The organism is Rivularia sp. PCC 7116 (assembly GCF_000316665.1).
Lineage (GTDB): Bacteria > Cyanobacteriota > Cyanobacteriia > Cyanobacteriales > Nostocaceae > Rivularia.
The window spans coordinates 3,785,177-3,808,094 of sequence record NC_019678.1 but is presented as its reverse complement, the minus strand read 5'-3'; the positions used below and the strand labels follow the sequence as shown (position 1 = coordinate 3,808,094).

Annotated in this window: 11 protein-coding genes; 3 read left to right on the top strand and 8 right to left on the bottom strand. The window is 38.4% G+C overall.

Features of this window, described 5'->3' with window-relative positions; translation table 11 throughout:
- Nucleotides 1-65: 65 nt before the first annotated feature.
- On the bottom strand, nt 66-260 hold the full coding sequence (locus RIV7116_RS37615; RefSeq protein ID WP_371261650.1) for a salt stress protein, Slr1339 family: 195 nt from the start codon (nt 258-260) through the stop codon (nt 66-68).
- A 203-nt stretch (nt 261-463) separates the two neighbouring features.
- The gene (locus RIV7116_RS37610; protein ID WP_198287591.1) at nt 464-688 is read right to left on the bottom strand and encodes a transposase; all 225 of its coding nucleotides are present in this window, start codon (nt 686-688) and stop codon (nt 464-466) included.
- Nucleotides 689-998: 310 nt separating this feature from the next.
- Between RIV7116_RS37610 and RIV7116_RS14820 the strand changes: the two genes are divergently transcribed.
- Together RIV7116_RS14820 and RIV7116_RS14815 are read left to right on the top strand one after the other, a co-directional pair.
- Nucleotides 999-4,670: a filamentous hemagglutinin N-terminal domain-containing protein gene (locus RIV7116_RS14820; protein ID WP_015119109.1), complete on the top strand. Its 3,672-nt coding sequence runs from the start codon at nt 999-1,001 to the stop codon at nt 4,668-4,670.
- Between the two features lie 119 nt (nt 4,671-4,789).
- On the top strand, nt 4,790-9,295 hold the full coding sequence (locus RIV7116_RS14815) for an S-layer family protein (protein ID WP_015119108.1): 4,506 nt from the start codon (nt 4,790-4,792) through the stop codon (nt 9,293-9,295).
- A gap of 140 nt (nt 9,296-9,435) precedes the next feature.
- On the opposite strand, the gene RIV7116_RS14810 is transcribed toward RIV7116_RS14815, so the two are convergent.
- Nucleotides 9,436-10,269, bottom strand: coding sequence for a hypothetical protein (locus tag RIV7116_RS14810; RefSeq protein ID WP_015119107.1), 834 nt, complete (start codon nt 10,267-10,269; stop codon nt 9,436-9,438).
- Between the two features lie 273 nt (nt 10,270-10,542).
- Between RIV7116_RS14810 and RIV7116_RS14805 the strand changes: the two genes are divergently transcribed.
- On the top strand, nt 10,543-14,469 hold the full coding sequence (locus RIV7116_RS14805) for an S-layer family protein (RefSeq protein ID WP_015119106.1): 3,927 nt from the start codon (nt 10,543-10,545) through the stop codon (nt 14,467-14,469).
- 123 nt (nt 14,470-14,592) lie between these two features.
- Here the strand turns inward: RIV7116_RS14805 and RIV7116_RS14800 are convergent, their stop codons facing one another.
- The 5 genes from RIV7116_RS14800 to RIV7116_RS14785 form a co-directional block, all read right to left on the bottom strand.
- Nucleotides 14,593-16,314 carry a ShlB/FhaC/HecB family hemolysin secretion/activation protein gene (locus RIV7116_RS14800; RefSeq protein ID WP_015119105.1) on the bottom strand — a complete coding sequence of 574 codons (1,722 nt, stop codon included), beginning with the start codon at nt 16,312-16,314 and terminating at the stop codon, nt 14,593-14,595.
- Nucleotides 16,315-16,539: 225 nt separating this feature from the next.
- On the bottom strand, nt 16,540-16,800 hold the full coding sequence (locus RIV7116_RS14795) for a Mo-dependent nitrogenase C-terminal domain-containing protein (RefSeq protein WP_015119104.1): 261 nt from the start codon (nt 16,798-16,800) through the stop codon (nt 16,540-16,542).
- A gap of 130 nt (nt 16,801-16,930) precedes the next feature.
- Nucleotides 16,931-17,200, bottom strand: a complete 270-nt coding sequence (locus RIV7116_RS33890; protein ID WP_157229283.1) for a hypothetical protein — start codon at nt 17,198-17,200, stop codon at nt 16,931-16,933.
- A gap of 107 nt (nt 17,201-17,307) precedes the next feature.
- Nucleotides 17,308-18,393: a filamentous hemagglutinin N-terminal domain-containing protein gene (locus tag RIV7116_RS14790; protein WP_052330816.1), complete on the bottom strand. Its 1,086-nt coding sequence runs from the start codon at nt 18,391-18,393 to the stop codon at nt 17,308-17,310.
- A gap of 197 nt (nt 18,394-18,590) precedes the next feature.
- Nucleotides 18,591-22,907 carry a filamentous hemagglutinin N-terminal domain-containing protein gene (locus tag RIV7116_RS14785; RefSeq protein WP_015119103.1) on the bottom strand — a complete coding sequence of 1,439 codons (4,317 nt, stop codon included), beginning with the start codon at nt 22,905-22,907 and terminating at the stop codon, nt 18,591-18,593.
- Nucleotides 22,908-22,918: the final 11 nt, after the last annotated feature.

Here is a 22,918-nt window from a genome sequence, read left to right as displayed (position 1 = left end):
AATATACAAAGTACGTTAAAACGCACTAAAACCCATACCCAGTCTGATTTATCAGACTTTGTGTATTAGCCTGAGAATTTATGAATACGGCGGTTGTTGAGAATGGTGCAAGATGTGAGATAACCCTCAGCAAACTTTTCAAACCATAACCCTTCGGGAGATAATGTATCTAAATTTTTCAACCATGCCTCAGCTTTACTTTGCAAAGCTTTCCTTTCTTCAACTTTAATTCTTTCTTCTTCAAGAAGTTCTTTCTCTATTTCCTACTGCTTTTGTAACTCTATAGAACCCCGAATGGGATCTATTTAATCAGTTGCTAATCTTTTAACTGGAGTTTAGACTAACCACTGCAAAATGACTCAGGAATACTGAGTTAAAAAATCTTTAGCCAAAAAAAAATGAAATAATAACTACTAAGCAGATTCTTTTGCTTTTTTAGGTGGCTTAGGAATGGTCTTTTTAACTATTGGATACTTGATTCTACGCTTACGAGGTTTTCCCGTTTTCCAACCGGTCGATTTACCGCTGTTTGTAATGCCAAAATACAGTTGAGTATGGGGGTAAGTATGCAGGGTAAATCAGACCAATTACAACCATTTTTTAGTTGATAGAGAACCCCATCTAAAATTTTTCTCTTACTCCATGTTGGAGGTTTAGTTCTTTTCTTCTGATTGTTGGAGAGGTTCAATAATTTCCCACTCTTTATCCGTTAAACTACTTGAATAGCCCATTGTCTTTTAATTTACTCAAGTTGTGGCAAAGGGCGTTCTGCTTGCAGCAGCGCTTCGCTATCGCATTACTGAATGTGTATTTGATAATCACCATTTAGGATTATTATACCGGAGAATGTAAAGATACCTTCCGGGGTTCTATATACCTAAAGATTGCACAAAACTGCATTGCTATTGCTTGATGTATTAAGATTTCATTGATTTGTTGCTATAAATAGCAATTTGACTATATTTTTTTGCTAGGAAAGAATATTTAAAGTGCATCCCATGACCATAATATACGGTTTAAACAAGTGTTTATATCTCAATTTAGTCGGATTCTTGGGTTGTTTAGGTGCTAGTCTGCTTACGACTAAAACCCTGGCTGAGCAAAGTAATATCACTCCCGACAATACTTTGGGTGCAGAATCCTCTCGTTTAAATCGCGATGTGACTATTAACGGAATAAATGCAGATAGAATTGATGGGGGAGCGCGAAGGGATAGTAATCTTTTTCACAGCTTTAGTGAGTTTAATATCAATGATGGACAGAGAGTGTATTTTGTAAATCCCTCTGGAGTAGAAAATATCTTAACGCGAGTAACCGGTGGGAATGCGTCGAATATTTTCGGAGCTTTGGGAGTTGATGGTGCTGCGAATTTATTTTTGATTAATCCCAATGGAATTGTATTTGGAGAAAATTCTAGTTTAGATTTACAAGGCTCTTTTGTGGGAACAACTGCGAGTGGAATACAGTTTGGGGAACAGGGTAGTTTTAGCGCTACAAATCCAGAAATGCCTGGTAATTTAACAGTCAATCCTTCAGCTTTGTTTTTCAATCAAGTACAAGCGAGTGGAGGAATAATTAATAAATCCCAAGCACCGGCAGGAATCAATCCAGAAGGTGATGAAACTACAGGATTAAGAGTTCCTGATGGTAAAAGTTTGTTGTTGGTGGGAGGTAATATCAACTTTGATGGTGGTAGATTAAAAGCTTACGAAGGGAATATTGAATTAGCTTCTGTATCTGCACCGGGAACTGTTGACTTAGATATTGCTGGTGATAGTTTTAGTTTAAATATTCCCGAAGATGTGGAAAGAGGGGATATTTCTCTAACAAATATAGCCGCTGTAAGTGTTTTTGGTGCTGGTGGGGGAAATTTTATAATTAATGCTCGTAATTTGGAAATTTCTAACTCATTTATCTTTGCTGGAATTAGTGGAAACTCAGTAAATCCAGAGACACAAGCGGGAGATGTTAATCTTAATGCTACAGATTCGATTTTACTTAAAGATGGTGCTGGGATTGATAACAGCGTCTACAGCCAAGGGAATGCTGGGAATATATCCTTACAAGCATCTAATTCTATATTTCTTGTAGATAGTATTATTGTCAACAATATAGAAGCGGGAGGAATTGGTAAGGGAGGAAATATTAGTATCAATGCTGGTTCGCTTTCCCTTAACGATGGTTCCCAAATTCAAGCAACGCTTGATAATGCAGATGTTGAGACAAATCTCCTAGGTGGGCAAGGTAATGCAGGAAATATAAATATTAATGTTCGTGATGCAGTTACTATTAATGGAATTAAAGACGGAATATCCAGTGATATTTCTAGCTTCGTAGGGATTGGTGCTGTAGGAAATGCTGGCGATATTAATATTAATACTGGTTCCCTAACTCTGGCTGAAGGTTCTGAAATAAATGCTAAAACTTCTGGACAAGGTAATGCAGGCAATATAATTGTAAATGCTAGTCAAAATATTTCTTTGGATGGTTCTGGTGATGTTACTTTGAGAGATGGAAGTAACGGTACTTTATTTACTCGCATCATTAGTTCCGTAAATCCAGAATCTGTAGGGAATGCTGGTAATATTCAATTAAATACTGGGACTCTCTCAGTTACTGATGGAGCTTTCATTAGTAGTAGTATTAACGGGAAAGGTGATTCAGGGAATATTACTATTAATGCCCGCGATACAGTTACCTTTGACACTTATGGTTTTGCTGGCAGCAATGTCTTTACTGGTGGAGTTGGTAAAGGAGGAGATATCTGGGTGACAACCGGAACCCTATCCTTAAAAAATGGAGGTCAATTATCTACCAATGTTTCAGGGGAAGGAAATGCCGGTAATATTTTTGTTGAAGCTAAGGATAATGTGGAATTAGACAGCAAAGTTGGTAGTAGAACTAGTAGCATTGATAGCAGTTTGCTGGCTACAGGTTTGGGTAAAGGAGGAGATATTCAAATTACAACAGGGTTACTTTCCGTCAGCAATGGAGCACAAATAACTGCTTTCACAGATGGACAAGGAAATGCAGGGAATATCACGATTAATGCCAGCGATAAAGTTATCTTTGATGGCTTTGATGCAAGTTCAGGATTAATGTCTATAGTCTCTACCAATGGGAGTTCTAACAGTGTTGGCAATGGTGGGGACATCCGCATTACCACAGGTGAATTCCTGTTGAAAAATGGTGGTATTATTTCTACCGCTAACTTTGGAAAGGGAAATGCAGGTAATATTTTCCTTGATGTGGGCGACACCATTACTTTCGATGGAGTAGGTAGTAACAAGCTTGGTGTAGCAATACCAAGTAGCGCCAGGAGTACTGTGTCTAATGGTAATGCAGGAAATATTGAGGTCAAAACTGGATCGCTGTTCTTAACAAATGGCGGTGACATGAGTGTTGAAGGATTTCCAGAAGAGAATAGTAACAATATCGCCAATGGTGGGGATATTACAATTAATGCCCGCGAGAGTATCAAATTTGATGGAAAAAATAGTGGCTTATCTACTGCCCTAGGTAGGGGTACAGGTAAAAGTGGAGATATCCAAATTACAACTGGGTCACTTTCTGTTACCAATGGTGCTGTACTATTTGCTGCAACATCTGGGCTAGGAAATGCCGGTAATATAAATATTAATGCCCGCGATACTGTTACTTTTGATCGGGGCTTTGCCTTCAATGTTGTTAACTCAAATGCTATTGGTGATAGTGGAGATATCGAAATCACCACGGGTTCTCTATTCTTAGATAATCGTGGATTCCTTTCTACTGAAACTGGAGGTAAGGGAGATGCGGGTAAGGTTAAAGTAGATGCTGCTGATTCCATTGCCTTATCCAACTCTAGCCAGATTACCAGCAATGTGTTTACAGGAGGAGAAGGAAAAGGTGGTGCAATTGATCTCGATACCCAAACCCTGACATTAACCGGTGGTTCTACAATTTCTGCTAGTAGCAATGGTACGGGGGGTGCAGGGAATATCGAAGTGCAAGCAGGCATTATCAAACTAGACAATAGCAGTATCTTTGCACAAACAGCCGCCACTCAAGGTGGGAATATTACCTTAAACGTAAGTGAAAAATTAGTATTGCGTAACAGTAGTCAAATTTCCACCACCGCAGGAATTGCTCAAGCTGGTGGAGATGGAGGGAATATCGATATAAATTCTAAATTTATCGTTGTTATTCCCGAAGAAAACAGCGATATTACTGCCAACGCTTTTGAAGGAAGTGGTGGAAAAGTTAATATTACTTCTGAAGCTATTTTCGGTATTGAATCCCGTTCACAACCAACAGATAAAAGCGATATTACCGCAAGTTCCCAAAGAGGTATTTCTGGTGAAACAAGTATTAATCAAGATGATACCAGTTCAATTCAAAACAGCTTTACCGGACTTTCTCCAAATATAGATACCGACGCAATAATTGCTAACAGTTGTATTGCACGTGGTAACAAGCGACAAGAAAACTCTTTGCGGATTACAGGCTCTGGTGCTTTACGAAGCGATCGCGCTGGGAATATTTTTGTTTCTAAATACGCAACTGGTAAAGTTAGAACTGTTGAAAGTAACAACCCAGCTTGGAAAAAAGGCGATGCGATTGTTGAGCCTCAAGGATTATATCGGTTGAAGAATGGAGAATTGTTATTGAGTCGGGAGTGTTCCGATTAATATCGCTGAACTTTGCACAAAACTGTATTGCAATTATTATCTAACTTAGGATTTGATGTACTAGTTACCAAAATAACAAGTATTATTACTATTGTATTCACAAGTATAAAAGCGTATATATGCCCATAAAATATAGTTTTTACGAGCGCTTACGATTCACATTGGCAGGAATAGCTGGCTGCATGGGTGTATTTTTAATTACAAATTCAGCCTTGGCTCAACAAAGTAATATCACTCCCGACAATACTTTGGGTAGAGAAAATTCTCGTTTAAATCGCAACGTTGAGATTAAAGGAATAAATGCAGACAAAATTGATGGTGGAGCGAGACGCAACAGTAATTTATTTCACAGCTTCAGCGAGTTTAATATCAATAACGGACAAGCTGTTTATTTTGCGAATCCCGATGGTGTAGAAAATATTTTAACCAGGGTAACTGGTGGAAATCAATCAAATATTTTCGGGACTTTGGGAGTTGATGGTGCTGCTAATTTGTTTTTGATTAATCCCAATGGAATTGTATTTGGAGAAAACGCGAGTTTAGATTTAAAAGGTTCTTTCGTGGGAACAACTGCTTCGGGATTACAGTTTGGTGAACAAGGTAGTTTTAGCGCTACAAATCCAGAAATACCAGGTTCATTAACTGTAAATCCATCAGCTTTGTTTTTCAATCAGGTAGAAGCTAGTGGGGGAATCATTAATAAATCTCAAGCAGCAGCAGGAATAAATCCCTATGGATTTGAAACTACAGGATTGAGAGTTCCCGACGGTAAAAGTTTATTGCTCGTTGGTGGTGATATTAACTTTGATGGAGGTAGATTAAGAGCTTATGAAGGAAATATTGAATTAGCTTCTGTTACATCACCGGGAAGTATTGGATTAGATATTTCTGGTGATAGTTTTAGTTTAAATATTCCGGAAGATGTGGAAAGAGGAGATGTTTCCTTAGCAAATCAATCTTTTATTAGTGTTTTAGGTGCTGGTGGAGGAAATTTTACAATTAATGCTCGTAATTTAGAACTTTCTAACTCAAGTATCTATGCTGGAATAGCTGAAAACTCAGATAATCCTAATGCACAAGCGGGAGATATTAACTTTAATGCTACGGGTTCAATTGAACTCAAAAATAATGTTTTGATTGATAACAGGGTTTACAGTCAAGGTAATGCTGGAAGTATCAATATTAATGCAAATTCACTTTTCTTAGGTTCAGATTCTGCAATAAATAATGACAACTTTGGAATCGGGAATGCAGGTAATATAAATATAAATGCTCGTGAAAATATTTTCTTACAGGGCAGTGGTAATCTACCTTCTTTTGATAATAGTAACGATTTAGAAGATACTCGATTAACTGCAATTTCTAGTTTTGTATTATCGGAAGCTATTGGCAATGCAGGTAATATTCAATTAACTACTGGTAATCTTTCTGTTACCGATGGAGCTTCCATTTATAGCGATACTGCGGGAAAAGGAAATGCTGGTAATATCACTATAAATGCTCGCGATACTGTTAGTTTCGATAATATTAGTAGCATTAGCAGTAGCATCTTTCCTGAAGGAGTTGGTGAAGGTGGAAATATCCGAGTCACAACTAAAAACCTTGCTTTAACTAATGGAAGTCGGATATCGACAGCTGTTTTAGGAAAAGGAAATGGTGGTAATATCTTGATTGAAGCTAGCGATAGTGTGAAACTGGATGGCTTTGTCGGGAATCCTAATGCTGTTTCTTCAACTGAGAATTTATCAGATAGAATCGTTCCAGTTCGTATTCTAAGCGATTTACTAGGTTTCGGTGTTGGTAAAGGAGGAGATATCCAAATAACTACTAACAATCTTTCTGTAAGCAATCTTGCAGAAATATCTGCTAGTACGAGTGGGGAGGGAGATGCAGGTAATATTACTATTAATGCTCGCGATAAAGTTACTTTTAGCGATTTCGGAACTGCCAGCAGCACAGCTACAAATTTGTTTGATTTTTTGCCGATTCCTATTGATGTAGGAAATGGTGGCGATATCCGCATCAACACAGGAGAATTACTATTAAAAAATGGTGGTTTTATTTCAGCTAGTAATAATGGAGGAAAAAACGCTGGTAATATCTTTTTAGATGTTCGGGATACCATTACTGTTGATGGTGTAGCTAGTAACGGTTTAGAAAGCAGTGCTAATACATTTACAAGCAATGGTAGTGCAGGAAATATTGAAGTGAAAACTGGCTCGCTGTTTTTAACTAATAGTGGCTACATAAGTACTGCATTATCAACAGAAGAAACCGCTGACGAAATACCAAGCGCTGGTGACATCAAAATTAATGCTCGCGATACAGTTAAGATAGATGGTGAAAGCTCGTTATTTACTAGCTTATTAAGCGGTACAGGTGAAAGTGGAAATATTGAAATCGAAACAAAGTCACTTTCTATAAATAATGCTATGTTATCTACCATAACAGCTGGAAAAGGAAATGCAGGTAATATCAAATTAACAATTGAATCTTTATCTCTAGACAACAGTGGATTTATTTCTACTGGGACTTTGGATAAAGGAGATGCAGGTAATATTCAAATCAATGCTACGGACTTAATTTTATTATCAAACTCTAGCCGTATTTCTAGCGATGTTGGTGTAGGAGCAGAAGGAAAAGGTGGTTCTATTGATATTAATACTCAAGATTTAACATTAATTGATGGTTCTCGAATTACTTCAGGTTTGGAAGGTAAAGGAAGAGGAGGAGAAATTAATATTAATGCTTCCGAATCTGTAAACCTTTCAGGTATTGGTTCTAATGGTTTCTTTAGTGGAATATTTACTTCAACAGCAGCAGGTGCTTCCGGTGATGCAGGAAATGTAACCGTAACCACAGGTGACTTTAATCTCAAAGATTATGCAATTGTAAACGCAAGAACCTTTAATGATGGTAATGCTGGTAATATCACTTTCAACGCTAATACTTTTGAAGCAACAAATGGTGGACAAGTTAATACAAGTACCTTCAATAGCGGTAATGCTGGTGACATTAACCTGAATATAAAAGATAAAATTATTCTTTCTGGAAACGAGCAAGATTTTACTGGTTTATTTGCCGCTACTTCTTCCGAATCAACAGGAAAAGGAGGTAGTGTATTTATCGATTCGCGCTCAATTATTATAGACAATAATGCAGTGATATCGGTTAGTACTTCTGGTAAAGGAGATGCGGGTGAAATAGAATTAAATGCTGATTCTTTTGATTTAAATAATGATGCTCGAATTACTGCTAATACCCTTGGTAAGGGAGACGCAGGTAATATTGAATTGAATGCGACTGACTCAATTTTATTATCTAATTCTAGTGTTATTGAAAGCGATGTTAATTCTGGAGCGGAAGGAAAAGGTGGTTCAATTGATATCAATACTCAAACTTTGAAGTTAATTGATGGTTCTGGAATTGCTTCTAGGGTATTTGGTAAAGGAAAGGGAGGAGAAATTAATATAAATGCTTCCGAATCTGTTACCCTTTCAGGTATTGATTCTGATGGTTTCTTTAGTGGAATATTTACTTTAACAGCAACAGAAGCTTCCGGTGATGCAGGAAATCTAACCGTAACCACAGGTGACTTTAATCTCAAAGATGATGCAATTGTAAACGCAATAACCTCTAATGATAGTAAAGCTGGAAATATCACCTTTAACGCTAATACTTTTGCAGCAACAAATGGTGGACAAGTTAATACAAGTACCTTCAGTAGCGGTAAAGCTGGTAATATCAACCTTAATATAAAAGATAAAATTACTTTTTCTGGAATTGGAAAATCTTTGAGGAGTGGTTTATTCGCCAGTACTTCTCCTGAATCTAGCGGAAAAGGTGGCAGCATATTTATCGATCCGCGATTAGTAATAATAGAAAATGGTGCAGGAATATCAGTCGGTAGCGATGGTAGCGGAGACGCAGGAGATATTACTTTACAAGCAGGTACTCTTCAACTAAATAATGGTTTTATCACCGCTCAAACAGCAAGTACCGAAGGTGGTGATATCACATTACAAATCAGCGATTTGTTACTGTTGCGAAACCAAAGCCAAATCACCACAACCGCAGGAACAGCACAAGCTGGGGGAAATGGCGGTAACATCACTATCGATTCTAAATTTATCGTCGCGCCACAAAACGAAAACAGCGACATCACCGCAAATGCTTTTAGTGGAAATGGTGGTACAGTCAATATTAATAGTCGCGGTATTTTCGGAATTGAAAGTCAAGAAAGTTTAACCTTAAAAAGCGATATTACAGCAAGTTCCGAAGAAGCGATTGCAGGTGAAACAAATATTAATAAAGACGATACAAGTTCGATTCAAAATAGCTTTACCGAATTATCTCCAAATATAGACACCGACGCAATAATTGCTAACAGTTGTATTGCAAGAGGTAACAAGCGACAAGAAAACTCTTTTCGGAATACAGGCTCTGGAGCTTTACCAACTAATCGCGCTGGGAATATTTTTGTTTCTAAATACGCAACTGGTAAAGTTAGAACTGTTGAAAGTAACAACCCAGCTTGGAAAAAAGGCGATGCGATTGTTGAGCCGAGCGGTTTGTATCGGTTGAAGAATGGAGAATTGTTATTGAGTCGGGAATGTACAAATTAAGGTTCGTAGTTGCGCTTTAGCGCCAAACACTGTGTTCAATAACGCACCATGTTCAAATACAAACATGGTGCGTTACGGCATTATTTAATTAGTAATCTATTATCCAAGTGATTAGAGCCGTAATGCACCCTCCAAGCTTTTTATCCCCCATAATAGTCAACGGAGCCGTAATCATACAGTACATCAGCCAAACCTTCATTTATTGCTCTTTCGTTTGCGATCTTAAGGGGTAATAATGCGTCACCCACAGCTGTATTTTGTGGAGTCTCTTTTTCCATAACTCCTAACCAGCCACCATCACTATATTCAATATATTCAAAATCAACAAATTCATATCCTTGATTGCCGTATTGTTGACCATTTGCTACAAGTTCATCAAAAGTGTTTCCAACTACAAAACCACTTGTAATACTAGAATCTTGCTGAAAAGTACCAAACCAAATACCATCACCGTATTCAAAATCAACTAAGTCATATCCGTCATTTAACATTGCTTGAGTTGCTTGGTAGAAGTCACCATAATTATCTGCGGAAGCCCAATTATTACCACCAGGAACATCTCGATAAGTACCAAACCAAATACCATCACCGTATTCAACATCAACTAATTCCCATCCTTTATCCCATAGCTGTGAAATATCTTCTTGAAGTTGGGTAAAACTATTTGCAATGCTATAGTTATTAGCACCATCATCTTCTTCAAAAGTCCCAAACCAGACACCATCATCGCCGTATTCAACATCAGTTAAACGATATCCTCCCACCTGCCACTGTTGTTCAACTATTTGTCTGAGTTCCGAAGCACTGCTTGCAGTGGCATAACCAGTACTATTCAGTGTGTCTTGATATAATCCAACCCAGCTACCATCGGCGTATGCAGTACCGATCAAGTCTAATCCTTGACTCAAATCTGCGTTTATCTGTTTTCCAAATTCTTCAAGATTTTCACTAATAGTATAAGCATTGTTAGCCATAATTCTGTTCCTATATTTTTAAGTTTTAAAGATTAACTTGAACCAAGCAAATAATTAATGCTCAATAATTTTGTTGCGAACAATTTACACCTTAAGCCAGGTTCAAGTATTAGGCATTACACTTTTATGCATATTGGAGTCTAGTTTTGTCCAAGACAAACCTACAATTACACAAAACTGTATTGCATTTTTTGATTAGTTCAGATTTGATAAATCTATTGAGTTATTACAAGTATTATTATATATATCTATAATCAGTATAACAGCGTAGTAATGTTGATAAGAACCAGATTCTATAAGGGTTTGCGGTTAGGATTAGCAGGAATTAGTAGTTGTATCAGCGTATTCTTGATTACAAATCTAACTCTGGCACAGCAAAGTAATATCACTCCCGATAATACTTTAGGTGGAGAAAATTCTCGTGTGAATTCCAATGTAGATATTAATGGAATTAGTGCAGACAAAATTGATGGTGGAGCGAGAAGAAATAGTAATTTATTCCACAGCTTCAGCGAGTTTAATATTAACAACGGACAAGCAGTTTATTTTGCAAATCCCGATGGTGTAGAGAATATATTAACCAGGGTAACAGGTGGGAATCCATCGAGTATTTTGGGTACCTTGGGAGTTGATGGTGCTGCAAATTTATTTTTGATTAATCCCAACGGAATTGTATTTGGAGAGAATGCAAGTTTAGATTTACAAGGTTCTTTTGTAGGGACAACTGCTTCGGGGTTACAGTTTGGTGAACAAGGTAATTTTAGCGCTACAAATGCGGAAATACCTGGTTCATTAACCGTCAATCCTTCGGCTTTGTTTTTCAATCAAGTAGAAGCGAGTGGGGGAATAATTAATAAATCTCAAGCACCAGCAGGATTAACAGTACCCAATGGTAAAAGTTTATTGTTGGTAGGTGGAGATATTAATTTAGATGGTGGAAGTTTAACAGCTCTGGAAGGAAATATTGAATTAGCTTCTTTAGTTTTACCAGGGAAAGTAGGATTGAAGATTTCTGGTGATACTTTTAGTTTGAATATCCCAGAAGATTTGGAAAGAGGAGATATTTCTTTAACAAATCAATCTTTTATTAGTGTTTTTGGTGCGGGTGGAGGAAATTTTACTATTAATGCTCGCAATTTGGAAATTTCCAACTCATTTATACTTGCTGGAATTAGTTTCAACTTAGACAATCCCAACGCACAAGCTGGAGATGTCAATCTTAATGCTACGGGTTTAATTGAACTCAAAGATGGTGCTGTTATTGCTAACAACGTTGACAGTCAAGGTAATGCTGGTGATATCAATATTAAAGGTGATTCGATTGCGGTAACGAATGGTTCTCAAATTATTACTGACACATTTGGATTCGGTAATGCTGGAAATATAACTTTAAATGCTGCGGATAATATTACTTTTGATAATTTGAGTAAGATTACTAGTGATGTCGCTAGTAACGCTGTGGGTAAAGGAGGAGATATTCAAATAACTACTGGTACTCTTAATGTAAGCAATTCCGCACAAATATCTACTACTACAAGTGGTCAAGGTGATGGAGGTAATATTACTATTAATGCTAGGGAAAAAGTTATTTTTAGCGACTTAGGAAGTGCTGATAGCAACTCTTTTGATAATGCAGTAGGAAATGGTGGTGATATCCGCATCAATACAGGTGAGTTGCTATTAAAAAATGGTGGTTCTCTCTCAAGCGCCAACTCTGGAGCAGGAAATGCAGGTAATATCTTTTTAGATGTTCGGGAGACAATAACTATTGATAGTGCAGCTAGTAATAGTTCCTCAAGCCGTATTGGGACTTTTGCAAGTAATAATAATGCAGGAAATATTGATATAAAAACTGGATCGCTATTTTTAACAAATGGCGGACAAATCGATGCTGGAGCATTGGGACAAGAGAATGCTGATAATCTTACAAACGCTGGTAAAATCACAATTAATGCTGCCGATACAGTCAAGATAGATGGTGCATTGACTGGATTATTTACTGAGCTATCCAGTGGTAAAGGCAAAGGTGGAGATATTGAAATTAAAACAAATTCGCTTTCTGTAACTAACGGTGCTTTGTTATTTTCCTTGACAGATGGACGGGGAAATGCCGGTAATATCACAATTAATGCTAGCGATACCGTTACTTTTGATAAACTTGGTGTTGCTTTTACATTGGTGAATACAAATGCTATTGGTGACGGTGGAAATATTCAAATTACAACGGGTTCGCTTTTTGTTAACGATAACTCTCAAATAAATTCCGGCATCTTCGGAAAGGGAGATGCAGGTAAAATTGAAATTAATGCTCGCAATTTGATTTCTTTATCCAATTTTGGCTCTATATTGAGCAGTGTAAATCAAGGAGGAGAAGGAAAAGGTGGTCAAATTAAATTGATTGCTTCGAGTCTAGATTTGAATAATGGTAGTCAAATTTCTGCTAATACTCTTGGTAAAGGAGATGCAGGTAAAATTGAAATTAATGCCAGTGACAAAATTACTATTCAAGTTACAGATAGTAATGAAGATTCTAGCGGAGTCTTCAGCGCTGTGGCATCTAATGGAGAAGGTAATGGTGGTGAAATTAAAGTTACAACTAGTTCTCTATTCTTAGATAACGGCGGATTATTTTCTACTGTGACTAATGGCAAGGGAGATGCAGGTAAAATTGAAATTAATGCTACTGACTTGATTAGCTTATCTAATTCTGGCTCTATACTCAGCAGTGTAAATCAAGGAGCAGAAGGAAAAGGTGGTGAAATCAAATTAAGTGCTTCCAATGTAGATTTAAATAATAATAGTCGAATTACTGCTAGTACCCTTGGTAAGGGAGACGCAGGTAAAATTGAATTGAATGCTACTGACTCAATTTCTTTATTTAACTCTAGCTTTATTGATAGCAATATTCGTGCTGGAGCGGAAGGAAAAGGTGGTTCCATTGATATCAATACCCAAACTTTAAGATTAACTGATGGTTCTCAAATCAATTCTGCTGTATTTGGTGCAGAAGGTAATTTTCCCGGTGGAAAAGGAAAGGGAGGAGAAATTAATATCAATGCTTCCGAATCTGTTACCCTTTCAGGTATTGGTTCTACAGGTTTCTCCAGTGGAATATTTACTTCAACAGCAATAGGTGCTTCCGGTGATGCGGGTAATATAACTGTAACTACAGATAACTTTGGTATTAAAGATAGCGCAATTGTAAACGCAACAACTTCTAATGAAGGTAACGCCGGAAACATCACCTTTAATACAAATACTTTTGCAGCAACAAACGGCGGAGTAGTTGCTACGGCTACCGACAGTAGCGGTAATGCTGGTACTATCAAATTATTCGTAAAAGATAAAATTGTCCTTACTGGAAGCGAATTATTAACCGGTTTATTCGCCAGCACTTCTGCTAACTCTACTGGAGAAGGTGGCAGTATATTCATCGATCCCCGCTTAGTAATTATAGAAAACGGTGCGCGAGTATCCGTTGATAGCAATGGTAGCAAGGATGGAGGAGATATATCTTTACAAGCAGGAACTCTTCAATTAAATAACGGTTTTATAACTGCTGAAACAGCCAGCACTCAGGGTGGTAATATCAACTTACAAATAAGCGATTTATTACTGCTCCGCAACGAAAGCCAAATCACCACAACCGCAGGAACTGCACAAGCTGGGGGAGATGGTGGTAACATCACTATCAATTCTAAATTTATCGTCGCACCACAAAACGAAAACAGCGACATCACTGCAAATGCTTTTAGCGGTAATGGTGGTACAGTCAATATTAATAGTAGCGGTATTTTCGGGATTGAAACTCAAGAAAGTTTAACGATAAAAAGCGATATTACAGCAAGTTCCGAAGAGGCTATTGCAGGTGAAACGAATATTAATACAGATGACACTAGCTCAATTCAAAACAGCTTTACCGAACTTTCTCCAAATATAGACACCGATGCAATAATTGCTAGCAGTTGCATTGCGCGTGGGAATAAGCGACAAGAAAACACTTTTCGGAATACAGGCTCTGGAGCTTTACCAACTAATCGCGCTGGGAATATTTTTGTTTCTAAATATGCAACTGGTAAAGTTAGAACTGTTGAAAGTAATAACCCAACTTGGAAAAAAGGCGATGCGATTGTTGAGCCTCAAGGATTATATCGGTTGAAAAATGGAGAGTTGTTATTGAGTCGGGAATGCACGAATTAAATTTACCAATACCCTAGAAGGGTATCGCTACATCTACAAAGCCCACCTTCGTGGGCTAAATTCTAATAGCCCACGAAGGTGGGCTTTGCAATTGTAGCCCCAGGCTTCTAGCCTGCGGGCTGTTTAAAACGGCTGATATCTAACTGAAAAATTAAACCCATTTTCGGAGAGCGAATCACCACTTTCGCCTCTTCCAACTAATGGAATACCGTAATCTGCTCGCAATCCCAATCCTCTCAAAGGTTGCCATTGCAATCCCAATCCTAAACTAGCAAGAGTTTGTGGATCGGGATTTTCGCCACGATTGTTCCAACCGGTACCAATATCAAAAAATGGGATTAACTGTAGAGTTTCTACTTCCGATGCCAGGGGAATCCTAACTTCCACACCTCCAACTACTCCGCTGTCGGTGACTACTTGATTTTGACGATATCCACGAATTGTATCTACTCCCCCAATGCTGATTTTTTCTGCGGAAAGTAAGGAATCACCAGTCAGTTGAGTATTCACTTTGGCAAGCATCAAAATTCGGGGAGATAATCTTTGTACCCATTGGAATTGTCCTACCCAAGCGAAAAAACGCGCGTCTGTACCGGAATCGTTGACTGTGGCATCAAAGGCATCGATGCCAACGCTAAATTGCGATCGTGCTGCTAAAACACTATTAGTATTACGCTGTAACCAATCTTGGGAAAACCGAATTACGCTGAGTTTTGATTCTCCTTCTTCTGGTCCTTCTGTGAAGGAAAAGGGGATATCATCTAATATAAATGTTTGAGAACGTCGTAAATCAAAGGCTAAGCCCAAAGCAAATTCGCTGTCTGGGGTATAAACTAGCGGTTGTCGCAGGTTGAAGGAAAGGGTTTCGGTTTCGCTACGGATATCTAAGTCGTTAAATTCGTCTTCAATTATTTTGCTATCGCTGTTGCTGAAGCGGACACCAACTGTTCCGTCGAGGGCATTAATGGGAATGGAATAGTTGAAACTGTAAACGTCTAAGCCTTCGGTAACACCATATTCAGCGCTGATTTCATCCCCAAATCCTAATAAGTTATCGTGAGCAACAAAAACACTTGCTTGTTCGGAGCCAACGCTGGGGGATTGGTTATTTGCAAAATTAACCCCAGCGTGGAATGCTGGGGCTTCAGTAATTTGTATCTGTAAAATATTGTTTCCCGGTACGCTTCCTGCGGTTAACTCGGCATTAACTCGCTCGATAACGGGATCTATTTGTAATAGTTGTAATGCTTGTTCGAGACGATTTTGGTTTAAAGGTTTGCCAGCAAGTCTTTGAATTCGAGAACGCACATAGCTTTTTCGCAACCTTTGCAATCCACTAATCGTAATCCCTTCGAGTTCACCTTCTACCACCTGAATTTGTACTATACCGTCAGCAACATCTTGATTGTTGGGAATAAAAGCACCGCTGCTGATGTAGCCATTTTCAGCATAAAGTTGGGTGATTTGAGAGCGTAATTCTAATAGCTGCTCGAATGCGATTTTCTTATTTTCTAAAGGCTGTTTTAGCTGATTTATTTCATCTTCTAAAACAGAGTTTCCTTGTATTTGAATTTCTCTAACAAAGAAAGTTGTACCGCTAGGAAAAGTTGTATTAGGTATATTTTCTTGAGTTGGCGATCGCAGTATGGGATTGGTTGGTGTAGGTGGTTTTGCTGGTAAGGTTGGTGACGGTTTAGGAATAGTTTCTTCTATTCTCTCTGGTGCATTGGGAGGAATTGTCACTCCAGATGGAGGTGCCGATTGTGCGAATACGGCTAATTGAGAAATACTAAGCCAGGAAATGAATGTTAAACAAAACTGTTGAAACGGTCGGTAGGTTCCCATTGTTTGTATATTATACGTAATAAAATATTGTAAAAATATGATATTGGAATCAAAATATCATAATGTTTCGCTTCATAATTGCTTCTTCATGCAATCATTAAATTCTAATTTGCCAGCATTAATACTATGGAGTATCCCGATTTTCGACAAACAATTGAGAGAATTACAAAGGTTTAGAATGCCCCAAGCACCTGTAAAACGTGGGGTTTTATGTAAGCTCCCGATTCAATTCTCTGCAAGGAAGCACAGAGCCTTAAAACGCAAACCCACGAGTTCTTCATACAAAGGATTTAGCTTGCACATAGGAGGAATATGAATTTGCTTGTTGCCAAAAACCATAACATCGCGTTCAAAGGGACATTGTGAAGGGATAACTTTGCAGAGTAAGCGAGCTAGTTTAAGATTGTGAACTTCGATAGCTTCCAACCACTGACGAATGGGGTACAGTAAATCATGCTGTGATTTGTGTTGTGTAAAGTCAGTCATGATTGCTCTCCTAAGTAGTTTTGATGAATGTGCTGTTGAAGTTTTAGCTTCTATTACTACTTAGATTAAAGTAAAGCTATTAGTAATACATTTACTAAATATGCAAAACTAATTGCAGAAAACTGCGTTATTAACAAGTTCGACTCAAAAGCAATCTTCCATCGGGCAATTTATATAATCCTTGTGGCTCAATAATTACATCGCCTTTTTTCCAAGCCCGAGATGTTGATTCAACACTTCTAACCTCACCAGTGGAATATTGAGAAACTAATTCGTCTCCCGGACTTTTGCGTAAACCACCGGAACCCGTGATGATAAAAGAGTTTGCTTGTTGTTTTGTACCGCGTGAAATGCAGCTATTAGTTATCAGAGCGTTGGTATCTATTTGGTTGTCGGGCAAATCTGTCAATTCATCGTCAATAAACGTAACATCAGGAACTCCGGAAATAGCCCCACTTACTGTACCGGAAGCATTGACATCTACTTGATTATTACCACTTAGTGCGGCTAAATTATTTGCATCTGTAGTTGGAGAATTTGCACGATAAAGGGGTTTACTGAAGAAGCCTTTTGTGTTGAATTTAATATCACCGCCTTTTCCATCGCGAGCAAAAGAAAGAATATCGCTGTCATCAAGAGCAATAATTGTATTGGCTGTGAGGGAAATGTTTCCACCACCACCCGCACCACTGAAGACATTGGTAACAATATCGCTGTCGCCCAATAAGCGGATGTCTTGAGCAGTGATGTTGATAGCGCCACCAGAAGATTGTTCGGAGGTGGTAGAGATGCATTAGCCAGTGAAATGTTTTGAGGAAAATTAAGCTTGAGAATTTGATTATTTACCTGTAGAGCTATACTTCCCGATGCTTTTAATCCTCCTAATTCTATCCGACCACCTAAAGCACTTGATTGTCCACCTTCAAAGATTACATTACCACCTACCAACAATAAACTACGAGAGTCTGGAACCCTTAGCCCTACTAGCTTAATACCTGAAGGGCTAGTACCTGTCGGTTGCATAGAGCGAACTGTAATATCACCAGAAGAAATCCGATTAAACCACAAAGCTGAAGGATTTACCGTTAACAACGGTGGTGCTTCAGGAATCGTCGCAGTAAACAAACCCTGTTCCCCAAACTGCAATCCATTCGCAGTCGTTGCCACAAAAGAACCACCTACATCCAAACTTGCTTTCTCACCAAACAAAATCCCTGAAGGATTAATCAAAAACAAATTTGGTTGGGAATGTCCAAAAGTACCCAAGGTTCCTAAAATATCAGAACGGTTATTTCCCGTGACTCGCGCCAAAATATTCTGTATTTCTGCATTTGGACTCAAAAAATATGCTCCTCTTCCCTCCCTAACATTAAATTCTCGAAAGCTATGAAATAAATTAATCCCTCGCCGCGCTCCACCTTTTATTTCTTCTACAGGTAATCCTTGTAATTGAATATTTTCAACAACTTGAGAAGATTCCATCCCAAGGGAATTGTCAGGAACAATATTACTACTTTGAGCAAAACATGGGTTGATAATAAATGCCTGAAATGAAGCCATACCCAAAAGTTCAAACCAGTAAATACCCTTCACTGCTAATTCCTCCCACTGCTCCTGAAACCTATACTAAACTATTAGCATTAATATTAGGTTTAATTAAATTACTGATAAATAAACTATACATTACTTTAATTAATAAATTAGAGAAATACAATCGATATTTATGCTAGTAAAATTGTTGTTTAGTGAAGGATTAATTGCATTTTTACGCATTTGTATCTACAGACAAACTAACCGCAATCCCGACTCAATAAAACTTTTCCATCCGACAACTTATAAACTCCTGTTGGTTCAACAATGCGATCGCCTTTTTTCCAAGTACGAGATGTTGGTTCAACACTTCTAACCTCACCAGTGGAATATTGCGAAACTAATTCATCCCCTGGACTTTTGCGTAAACCACCGGAACCCGTAATGGTAAAAGAGTTCTCTTGGCGTTTTGTGCCGCGTGAAATACAGCTATTAGCAATTAAAGCGTCTGTATCAATTTGGTTATCGGGTAAGTCGTCGAGGTTGTTGCGGATATTGCTATCATCTGGATCGGTGAGATTAAGAACTCCAGGAACTCCTAAATCAGAACTGGCTGTAATATCGCTTGTTAAATCACTTTCTTTTTGACGGGGTTCTATACCGAAGATTCCTTGAGAGAGAATGTCAACGTTGCCACCAGTACCGCTGAAAGCATTGGCGGTGATATCGCTGTTTTCTTGGGGGAGAGCAACTATGAATTTTGAGTTGATGTCAATGTTTCCGCCGTCGCCGCCTTGTTGGGCTGTACCAGCGTTGGTGGAAATTTGAGCGCTGCGACGCATGAGGAGCAAGTCGCTGGTGAGGTTGATGTTGCCGCCGTTGCCGGATGCTGATTCGGCGTTAATTGTTCCGTCATTGTCTAGGACTATTTTAGGAGAGTTAACTTTTATATCGCCTGTATCTCCCAGATTTTTTCCGAATGGTTCTATTGCAGCTGTATACAAGCCAGCGATAAAACCGGGAACTGTTCCAGAAATGGTTACAGAATCAGTAGCGTTAATTGTAATATTACCCGCAGTTCCTTGTCCCTTTGTCTCTGCTGTTACTCCTGATGCATTTAATACAGAGAAAGATGCGGTGTTAATTTCAATATTTCCACCTTTACCCTCACCATTTTCTTCAACTGTAGTGAAAATGGCATTGTCAGGATCTCTAATAAGAACTGATTCTCTAGCATTTATCTTTACATTACCTGCATTACCTTTACTATCTGTGCTAGTGACAATCGCTGCGCCACCAGTTAAGTCAAAAGAACCCGATTTTATATTAATGTTTCCTCCATCTCCTTTTGTCCCCGTATCCATACCTGTGAGAATACCACTATTAAAAATATCTTTCCTACCAGTAATGGTTACTGCGTCCACAACATCAATATTGACACTTCCTGCATTTCCTCGCCCTGGCGGCTTGCCATTAGATGCACCACGAGTAAAAGCCAGTAATTGACCACCTTCTTCCAAAGATAGAGAAGTCGCATTTATGTCAATATTGCCACCTTTACCTGTACTCCCAGATTCAACCGTGCTGAGGATGCCTGCCTTACCCGTCAGAAAAACACTATCTTTTGCGGCTACCGTTACATTTCCCGCATCTCCTGTTCCAAATGTTGAAGCTGCAAGTTGAGCATCATCACGTAACGATAAGGAGCCTACATCAAATTTTAAGTTTCCCGCATCTCCTGCACCAAAAGTTTCAGTTCTCAAAGCACTGAATAATAAATTATTTTTTGAACTACCTTCAATTTCTGCGGATTCAGTTGCTCTAACTATTAAATTTCCACCATTGCCTTGGTTGGTAGTAGTTGCTGATATTATTCCCCCATTGCGGATTTTTAATTTATTGGTTATGACTTCAACTTCCCCAGCGTCACCAATTCCTTGAGTCGCAGCAAACAAACCACTACTAAATTGTTCATTCGCAGTGGTTCCACTTATTTCCACTGAATCACCAGCATTAACAATTAGATTTCCTCCCTTCCCTTGACTATTTGGACGAGTACTAACCGAGACAGCTCCCCCATCTTTAATAACTAAGCGCCCAGTATCAATTTTCAAGTTTCCTGCATTTCGTATACCAAAAGTATCAGTTGTTAAACCACTCGATAAGAAATTATTCTTTGAACTACCTTCAATTTCTACGGATTCAGTTGCTCTAACTATTAAATTTCCACCATTGCCTTGGTTGGTAGTAGTTGCTGATATTATTCCCCCATTGCGGATTTTTAATTTATTGGTTATAACTTCAACTTCCCCAGCATCACCAGTTCCTTGAGTAGCAGCAAACAAACCACTACTAAATTGTTCATTCGCAATAGTTCCAATTATTTCCACTGAATCACCAGCATTAACAATTAGATTTCCTCCCTTCCCTTGACTATTTAGAGCAGTACTAACCGAGACATTTCCCCCATCTTTAATAACTAAACTCCCGGTATCTATTTTCAAATTTCCTGCATCTCCTACGCTGAAAGTATCAGTTGTTAAAGCACTAGGTAAGAAATTGTTTTTTGAACTACCTTCAACTTCTACGGATTCAGTTGCTGTAACTATTAAATTTCCACCTTTACCTGAATTATTCGTAATTCCTGATATTACTCCCCCACCATTGAGTAATAATTTATTTGTTGTAATTTGAATTTCTCCAGCATCACCGGTTCCTAGAGTAGAAGCAAACAAACCACTCCTAAATTGTTCATTCGCAAGCGTTCCACTTATTTCCACTGAATCACCAGCATTAACAACTAGATCTCCTCCCTTCCCTTGACTATTTAGAGCAGTACTAACAGAGACATTTCCCCCATCAGTAAGAAATAATTTATTAGTGTCTATTTCTAAAGTTCCAGCATTTCCAGCGCCAGAGGTTTCTGTTGATAAGACACTGGCATTACCATTCGCCGACTCTCCACTAACTTTTACCGAGTCCGAAGCAGTAATTGTCAAATTACCTGAATTAGCTTTACCCACATTTTCTGGATTTATAGTGGCAATCAGATCGTTAATAAAAGCAATGGCTTCAGGAGAAGAAAATCGGGGATTTACCGTGCTAAAGTCAAAGTTGCTAGGGTCAACAACACTGCTGAGTATATTTGCTCCATTTTCAACATTCAATTTTTTTGTTTCAATAAAAATAGAACCTCCAACACCGGCACCAAGCGATGATGTAGTTATTAAACTACCGATTGAATTTACGGAGTTAGTTGCTTTAATTGTCAGATCACCAGCATTTCCTTGACCTAAAAAAGTACTAACAGCTATATTCCCATTTTGCAGGGTTAAGTCTTTAGTTTCAATCGAAATATTACCTCCGCTTCCTGTTGTTATTCCATCTCCCCTTCCCAATGCGAGTGTAAATATTCCACCACTATTGAATATATTGACAGAATTCTTTGCTTTTAAGTGAATATTTCCTGTTTTTCCAGGTGCTAAAAAAGAAGTACTGAAAATTAAAGAATTTTCTTGGGTTGTAAAGCTGCCAGTTTCAATTGTGATATCCCCACTTTTTCCGGTACCAACTGTGTTTGTAGCGATACGGGAGTTTTCTGTAAGCTCTAATTTATCGGCGCGGATTAAAATTTCGCCACCATCTTGATTTCCTGTGAATGAAACAATACTTGAAACTCTGTTGAGATTAACATTGTTACCTTCTATGCGAACATCACCAGCGCGATCGCCATCAACATTTATCGCACCATCATTCTCAAGCAGTACATTTGCTTTTGCGAGGTTAACAGGGTAATTTAATTGCAAATTCTCATCAACACCCAATCCAACCTCTCCCGCTCCCGTCAATCCCCCCAACTCAACTCTCCCACCAGGAGCAAATAACCTCCCACCATCCAAACTGACGTTACCACCAACTAACAACAAACTCTTTCCATCCAAAACCTGCAAACCATTTATCGGACGATTTGCATCGCCATTCTCAGCACTTCCCAACACCGTACTTGTCGCTCTCGAACGATTTACTATTTCTGCTTGATTATTAACAGCATTAAAAAACAATGCAGATGGGTTAACTGAAAGTAAATTACTTGTCGTAGGTTCAGTCGCACTAAATAATCCCGTTTCTCCCAAATTAATTCCATTCGCCGTACTCGCTACAAACGAACCACCCACATCTAAACTGGCATTTTCTCCAAATACAATCCCATTGGGATTAATTAAAAATAAATTCGGCTGTGAGCTCCCAAAAGTACCCAAAGTGCCTAAAATTTCTGAAGGATTTCTACCAGTTACTCGCGTTAAGATATTCTGTATTTCTGCATTCGGGCTAAAGAAATATGCTCCTCTTTCCTCACTAACATTAAATTCCCGAAAACTGTGGAAAAGATTAATTCCTCGCTCTGCTCCACCAGTTATTCTTTCTACTGGTAATCCTTGAAAATTTTCTGTCACTTGAGAAGATTCAGCATCAAGAGAATTGTCAGGAACAATATTACTACTTTGAGCAAAACATGGGCTAATCAAAAATGCTTGAAATGCAGCTATACCCAATCCCAACCAGTAAATACCCTTCACTGCGAATTCCC

Coding starts and splice junctions, on each gene's coding strand:
- RIV7116_RS14820 (WP_015119109.1), top strand. CDS start 999: ATGACCATAATATACGGTTTAAACAAGTGTTTATATCTCAATTTAGTC.
- RIV7116_RS14815 (WP_015119108.1), top strand. CDS start 4,790: ATGCCCATAAAATATAGTTTTTACGAGCGCTTACGATTCACATTGGCA.
- RIV7116_RS14810 (WP_015119107.1), bottom strand. CDS start 10,269: ATGGCTAACAATGCTTATACTATTAGTGAAAATCTTGAAGAATTTGGA.
- RIV7116_RS14805 (WP_015119106.1), top strand. CDS start 10,543: ATGTTGATAAGAACCAGATTCTATAAGGGTTTGCGGTTAGGATTAGCA.
- RIV7116_RS14800 (WP_015119105.1), bottom strand. CDS start 16,314: ATGGGAACCTACCGACCGTTTCAACAGTTTTGTTTAACATTCATTTCC.
- RIV7116_RS14795 (WP_015119104.1), bottom strand. CDS start 16,800: ATGACTGACTTTACACAACACAAATCACAGCATGATTTACTGTACCCC.